This is a genomic window from Methylobacterium nigriterrae (genome assembly GCF_037106235.1).
In the GTDB taxonomy this organism is placed as follows: domain Bacteria; phylum Pseudomonadota; class Alphaproteobacteria; order Rhizobiales; family Beijerinckiaceae; genus Methylobacterium; species Methylobacterium nigriterrae.
The window spans coordinates 1-6,155 of record NZ_JBAWTG010000194.1 but is presented as its reverse complement, the minus strand read 5'-3'; the positions used below and the strand labels follow the sequence as shown (position 1 = coordinate 6,155).

General features: G+C 67.7%; 5 protein-coding genes and 1 pseudogene. 1 reads left to right on the top strand and 5 read right to left on the bottom strand.

The genetic code is table 11. The features are described from left to right. Positions 1-458: 458 nt before the first annotated feature. Entirely contained in the window at positions 459-683 is a 225-nt protein-coding gene (locus WDW90_RS33765) for a hypothetical protein (RefSeq protein ID WP_336492054.1), read from the bottom strand. 1,217 nt (positions 684-1,900) lie between these two features. Here WDW90_RS33765 and WDW90_RS33760 point away from each other — a divergent pair. Further along, positions 1,901-2,089: pseudogene (locus WDW90_RS33760) on the top strand (integrase core domain-containing protein); the annotation flags it as partial. An 812-nt stretch (positions 2,090-2,901) separates the two neighbouring features. Here the strand turns inward: WDW90_RS33760 and WDW90_RS33755 are convergent. The 4 genes from WDW90_RS33755 to WDW90_RS33740 are packed head-to-tail and all read right to left on the bottom strand — an operon-like array spanning position 2,902 to position 5,895. Then, positions 2,902-3,723 (bottom strand): anti-sigma factor family protein, encoded by an 822-nt coding sequence (locus tag WDW90_RS33755; protein ID WP_336492053.1) that lies wholly within the window; start codon positions 3,721-3,723, stop codon positions 2,902-2,904. Then, positions 3,720-4,490, bottom strand: a complete 771-nt coding sequence (locus WDW90_RS33750) for a sigma-70 family RNA polymerase sigma factor (protein WP_336492052.1) — start codon at positions 4,488-4,490, stop codon at positions 3,720-3,722. Before WDW90_RS33750 ends, WDW90_RS33755 begins: the two co-directional genes overlap by 4 nt. 41 nt (positions 4,491-4,531) lie before the next feature. Beyond that, positions 4,532-4,909, bottom strand: a complete 378-nt coding sequence (locus WDW90_RS33745) for a cupredoxin domain-containing protein (protein ID WP_336492051.1) — start codon at positions 4,907-4,909, stop codon at positions 4,532-4,534. A gap of 35 nt (positions 4,910-4,944) precedes the next feature. After that, positions 4,945-5,895, bottom strand: a complete 951-nt coding sequence (locus WDW90_RS33740) for a metallophosphoesterase family protein (protein ID WP_336492050.1) — start codon at positions 5,893-5,895, stop codon at positions 4,945-4,947. Between the last annotated feature and the right edge of the window lie 260 nt (positions 5,896-6,155).

Here is a 6,155-nt window from a genome sequence, read left to right as displayed (position 1 = left end):
AATGCCTGCGGCGTCTGCCAGGACCGTGGCCGCGACGGAGCGAGCCTGGACGATGGCAGCCTCGGTTGAGCTTGCCTCAACCCAAACACTGTCCGCCTCGAACCCGCCAGCAGATCGACGCCGAAGAACATGCAATCGGGAGCGCACCAACATGGTTCTGCCCTCAGCGAGTTGCAGTGAGCTGCAGCGAGGTATCTGCTGAGGGGCCACAACACTGCCCAAGTCCATCAACTCACTCCAGATCCGGCCGCGGGCGCGGTCGATCGGGCCAAAGCGCGCCCGGTCAGCTAGCTCGCCCACAAACAGGAGGTTAACCTCCCGGTCCCGGGATCACAGGGCCGCAGAGTTAACAAATGGTAAAACATAGCTGCTAACTGATAGGGCGAACGGCTAAACCCTGTGAGTAGCGGGGCGCTCGATCCAACCCACGCTAGCCGCCGAGACGCGTTTCGCTTCGGTCAGGCTTCGTCCGTTTGCGACGGCAGCGGCAGCGCCGATAGCGCCATCAGCATGCCGACAGCGCCGACCGCCGAGGACAGGAAACCCTCGCTGTCGAAATCGAGACTGCGGGGTCGGATCAGCCAGGCCACGACGAGCGCGAGCGCGGCAATGCCCAGAGCCAGTGGACACCAGAGCAGACGGAGGCCCGGAATGCGAGCAGGGGCGTGACTGAGGTTCGTCATGGGACGGATCTACGAAGGCGTTGTTTCAGCATGATCGCGTCAGAATCTGCATTGTTGCGTGGCGCGTTTCCGTGGGGCGCATCACGCACAGAGGGGCTGCAAATCGGCGCGCTACGCTCGCCTGCCAGAAGTCGGACCTGCCGGACTGGGAGGAAGCACAAGCGTCCCCGAGGCAGGCAGGCTGCTATGCTTCCGGGGCTCCGTAGGGTGGTACAGGCGGTGCAAATGGTACTGCAGAGCAAAACCAAGCGAGGCCAGGTGGTATCGGGGGCAAGACAGTGTGGTACCGGTAGGCTCCGGCGAAGTGCCTTTACCCCTCTGTGCCACCCGCTCCGATGATCTCCCCTTCGAGTACCGCCTGGAACGCCTGTACCACCTGGTAGATAGCCACGAGTTCGAAGCAATCCTGTTCTGCCTGAACCCAGCAGAAATAGGCGGCCGGATCGCCGAGCGGGTGCATTGCCGAAGCAGACAAGCTGACTTTTCACAGCAAAAGGTATGCTTCGACAATCCGGATAGATCCTGACCTGCTCGCAAGGGCCTCAAGCACTCGGCCTCAGGTGGAACCTGCCGGTCCGAGGCGCGTCGTCAGTGTAAACCTGAATACGTTGCCCAGGAGGAACATCATGCGTGCGTCAGCTTTCCTAGGAGTCCTCGCCGTCGCTTTGGCAGCCACCACACCGGCGCTGGCCCAAGTTTCCCCCAGCTCAAACATCAACAGTATCAACAACTCTCTAGCTGGACAGGCGCAGAGTCGCGCGGCTCAACAGCAGCAAACAACGAATGCCAATACGCAGATGATGCAGAGCAGACGCGGCCGGTTGTCTCAACCGGCACCTGGCCCTTCGTCAACGCAGCTAATCCGGCGGCATCGTCGGCGATGATCTCGCGCCAGAGCGAGGGTGATCAGCTGCAGCACGAAATTTACAGCAGGGTCACGCTAACTGCCGCCTCCGGAACCTGTCGTCACGACGAGAATATGTCCATTGGATCTGAGCTTCTGAGCACAGTGCCTGCAAAGCCTAGGGTGACCTGACCGGCTGGCTTTGGACCGGGCTGATTGCGAGGATCAGCCCGGACCGGAGGAGCTGGAGATGAGGCGAGGACAGAGGCCGAGCGCGGAGCAGGTGGTGCTGATGCTGCGCCAGATCGAGGTGCAGGCAGCCCAGGGCAAGAGCATCGCCCTTGCCTGCAAGGAGGCGGACATCTCTGAGCAGAAGCTGAGGGACGAGTGCCTACGACAGGAGATATTCCACTCGCTGAAAGAAGCGCAGACCGTGATCGGTCTTTGGCAGAACACCTACAACCGCGTGAGGCCGCACTCGTCCTTGGGCTATCGGCCGCCCGCGCCCGTCAGCTTCTCGGACGTAGCCTTCCGCCTACCCATGACCGCTACCATGCAGTAGCCTCGCAACTGGCCCGGTCCAAAATACCGGTCAGGTCAGAATCCGAAACGTGACGAACCCATCCGACACCCTCCTCCTGACATGAGCTGCGTTGCTTCCGCACGGCCGAACGCCGCGAACCTCGCGCCGAGACGGCCTCCCGCGATCGGCAGCGCCGGCCTTGTTTTCCGCTAACCTTCTAGACCTCACACAAAGCCGACCAGAGATCGGACTATGTGCATCGCTAGACAGTCTCGTATCAGGTCGGACGGCTACGGCGATCGGATTTTAAAAATCTATAAACTTTTATTGTGCACGCATGCCGCCGATACAGTGCGTTTCGCTGCGAGAAATTGCGCTAAATCACTACCAGAATTTGATTTTTTAAGACTGATCCAAGGCTTCGGCACTATTGCCGCCGTCGCGGTCCGCCCTGTGCGGCCCGTCCCGTCAGGTGTCTGCGCGTCCCGAAAACCCGGATCGTTCAGGCGACGATTCGCGCAGCGATTGCGGAACCGGACCGATCTCCGGAATCCACCGCGATTTCCCGTCTGCGCCCCATGCCTCATGGCCTCTTGCCTCATGGCCTCTTGCCGAGGTGGCGACAGGCGGCATGTTGCTGATGCGTCGGGCCTGGGCTTGAGGGATCAGGAGGCGGCGGCCCGGGCCGTCAGGGCGGCCCCGGCCGTCAGGGCGAGGTCGCCGTGCAGGGCGACACCGAGGCGTGCCGGCACGAGGTCGGACGTCTGCACCGGCCTGACGCTCGGCCACGACCGCTGCGGCGGACCATGCCTCTCCGCCGAGATCATGTCCGCCGAGATCGGGCGAGCGACTCAGCGCGGAGACCGCTCGGCGAAATCGTCCTGGAATTCCTTGAGCTCGACCGCGTTAAGGTCGGACACGGCCCAGAACGCGAGGCCGGCCTGCCGCCAGCCCAGGATGTTGTAGCCGTCGCGGGCGCCGGCCGTCGGACGGCGCCCGTCGGACGGCCACAGGAACAGATTGATGACGTGGCCGCGCCGCATGTAGATCAGCGCGGCCACGACCCGGTTCTCGACATAGTCGAGGCGGCCGCCGACGAGCGAGAAGCCGCGGTCGTCGAGATCGACGACCGGTGGCGAGAAGTCGGTCTTGCCGGAGAACCACGGCTTCACAACGTGCTGGTCGGACGTCCGGACATCCGTCAGGTGGCTCGCCAGGAGCGAGCGCACGTGACCGGCGACGAGCTGGCCCGGCAGGTCCGGGCCCTGGTCGGGCCGCATCACCAGGACCGCGAGTGCGAGGCTCGCGGCGAGCGCGAGGCCGGCGGGCACGCCCGTCCAGCGCCGCGCCGCGCCGTGCAGGCGCGCTGCCCACCCGTTCGGGGCGAGCGGCCGCGCGGGCGCGGCCTCGCCGGCCCGAGCGGCGCGCCCCGCCTCGTCCGCGAGGGAGGCGAGGACCTTCGCGCGTAGCGATGCAGGCGCGCGCCAGGCAACCCCGTCGCGCGCGAGGAGGTCGCGCAACGCGCGCAGGCGGTCGAGTTCGGCGGCGCAGGCGGGGCAAAGCGCGACGTGGGCCTCGCATCGCAGGCTGTTGGCCGCGTCGAGTTCCCCGTCGAGAAAGGCATGCAGCAGGGCGGCATCCTCGCCGCAGCACAGATCGCGCCCGCTCGTCATGGCCGAGCCTCGCCGTCCTGGCGGCGCCAGGCGGCGCCCAGCATCTGCCGCGCCCTGGAGAGGCGCGACATCACCGTGCCGATGGGCGTGGCCGTGATCTCGGCGATCTGCCTGTAGGACAGGTCGTCGAACTCGCGCATCACGAGAACCTCACGGAAGGCCTCCGGCAACGCCTCGATCAGCCGGCGGATCAGGCCCGCTTCGCTGTCACGCAGGAGCGCGGCCTCCGGGGTGCACTGGTCGGGATCCCAGATCTCGAGCGCCTCGGCATCCCCGCCGTCCTCCGCCCGCGGGGCCGCGAGCGGCTCCGAGATCGCCCGGAGCCTGGCCCGCTCGCCCGCCCAGCTTCGCGTGCAGTTGCGCACGATCGCGAGAAGCCATGCCCGCGCGTCGCCGCCACGATATCCGTCGAAGGCCCGGAAGGCGCGCAGGAAGGCGTCCTGCACGATGTCGTCCGCGGCGTCCGCGTCCCGGGTCAGGAAGCGGGCGAGGTTGTAGGCCGCGTCGAGATGCGGCAGCACGACCGCGTGGAACGCGGTGCCGCCGGAGGTCGGAGGCGCCGCCGGGGCGGCGGGCGTGGCCTGACCGTCCCGCGGCCCGGTTCGTTCGGTCGGGCGCATCAGGTCGGACGGGCCCGAGGCCGCCATCGCGAGCGCCCCCCGCGGAGCCGCGAGGCGAAGGTGGGCCGCCGCGATCCAGGCGCAGACGGATCCGGCCGGATGCGGCGTCCGGCACGGTCCGGGAGCCGTGAGCCCAGCTGTCGTCATGCGGCCTCTCCCCCGCTCGCCGGCCCTCGCGCAGCGCCGGGTCAGCCCGTCGGGTCCTTCACCACGACCTTCCCCGTCATGTGCGGGTGCAGGGAGCAGAAATATGCGTACTCGCCCGGCGCCTGGAAGGTGAAGGTGTAGCGGTCGTCCGTATCGAGCGTCTTCGAACGGAAGAGCTTGTTCTGCGCCACGACCGTGTGCGGGATGTCGTCGCCGTTGATCCAGGTGACGGTCGTGCCCGGCGGGACGGTAACCGTCTCCGGGCCGAAGGTGAAGTTGTCGATGCGGATGACGACCGGACCGGCACCGGTCCGTTCGGCCGCGATCGCGCCGGGCCCCGTCGAGAGCGCGAGAAGCAGTGCGGTGGCGGCGAGCCGGCCTCCGGCCGGGCGGCGCGGCGATGCGTGCGGTAAGGGCATGGGAGCGTCCTGATCGATGGAGCGACGGGGCCGGCTCATCCGGCGAGCGGCGTGTCGATGATCGCCAGCGGCTCGCCGCCGCGGACGACGTTGACGCTCGCGATGCCGAGAAACTTGCGCAGGTCGCCGGCCGGCACCTTCATCGGTCCCGGCGAGGGGGCGGTGCCGGGCGCCGGTTGCGGGAAGGCCGTCGAACGCGCGGTGTGGAAGGTGACGCTGCCCTCCACCTTCTGGACGATCTGGTGGATGTGCCCGTTGAGCACCGTGACCGAGCCGAAGCGCCTGAGCAGGCCGAGCGCCCGCGCCCCGTCCTGCGTGCCCCAGCCCCATTCGGGGTAGACCGTCCACAGCGGGATATGGGCGAAGACGACGACGGGCGTGCTCGAGGCGAGGCCCGCCACGTCCCGCTCGAGCCACGCGAGCTGCTCGGCCCCGAGATCGCCGAGGCCGCCGGCCTTCAGGTCGACGACGTTGACGAGGCCGATGAAGTGGACGCCCTCGCGGTCGAAGCTGTACCAGCCGGCCCCGCGCGATCCCTTGCCGTAGCGGTCGAGGTAGGAGCGGCCCCGCTCGTCGTCCAGCAAGTCGTGCTCGCCGGGCACGAAGAACAGGGGCAGGCCGGTCTCGCGGAGGATCTGGTCGGCATCGTCGAATTCCTGATCCTTCGAGAGGTGGCTGATGTCGCCGGTGTGGATGATGAAGGCGGGCTTGGCCGGCAGCTGCCGGATCTGGGCCACCGCCTCGCGCAGGGTGCCGAGCGCGTCCGGGTTGGCGGGCTTGGCAAAGCCGACATGGCTGTCGCTGATCTGCAGGAAGGTGAAGGCCGCCGGCCCTTCGGCTGCGAGCGCCCGGGTCAGTCCGACCGCGCTCGGCAGACCGCCCTGGAGCGACCAGAGCAGGCCGGTGCCGGCCCAGGCCATGCATTCGAGCGCCCCGCGCCGGCTGATCGTGTCCGGCATGTCCGGGCTGTCAGGATCCTGCGTCATTGCGGCCTCCGCGGATGCGGGACGTTGGTGTCCCTGCGGATCCCGATCACCGGCCGGCGCGGTTTATTCCCGGAAAAACGCCGCGCGCTGCGCAGGCGGCGCGGCCGTTCGGGTTCTTATGCCGTCGCTCAGCCGAGCCGCAGAAGGTGGATCAGCCCGAGGCTGATGACGAGCAGCACCGCCAGTGACAGCGTGACGGCGGCCGTGACCCGGCCGCCGACGCGGCCGATCACGCGCACGTCGACGCCGAGGCCGAGCGC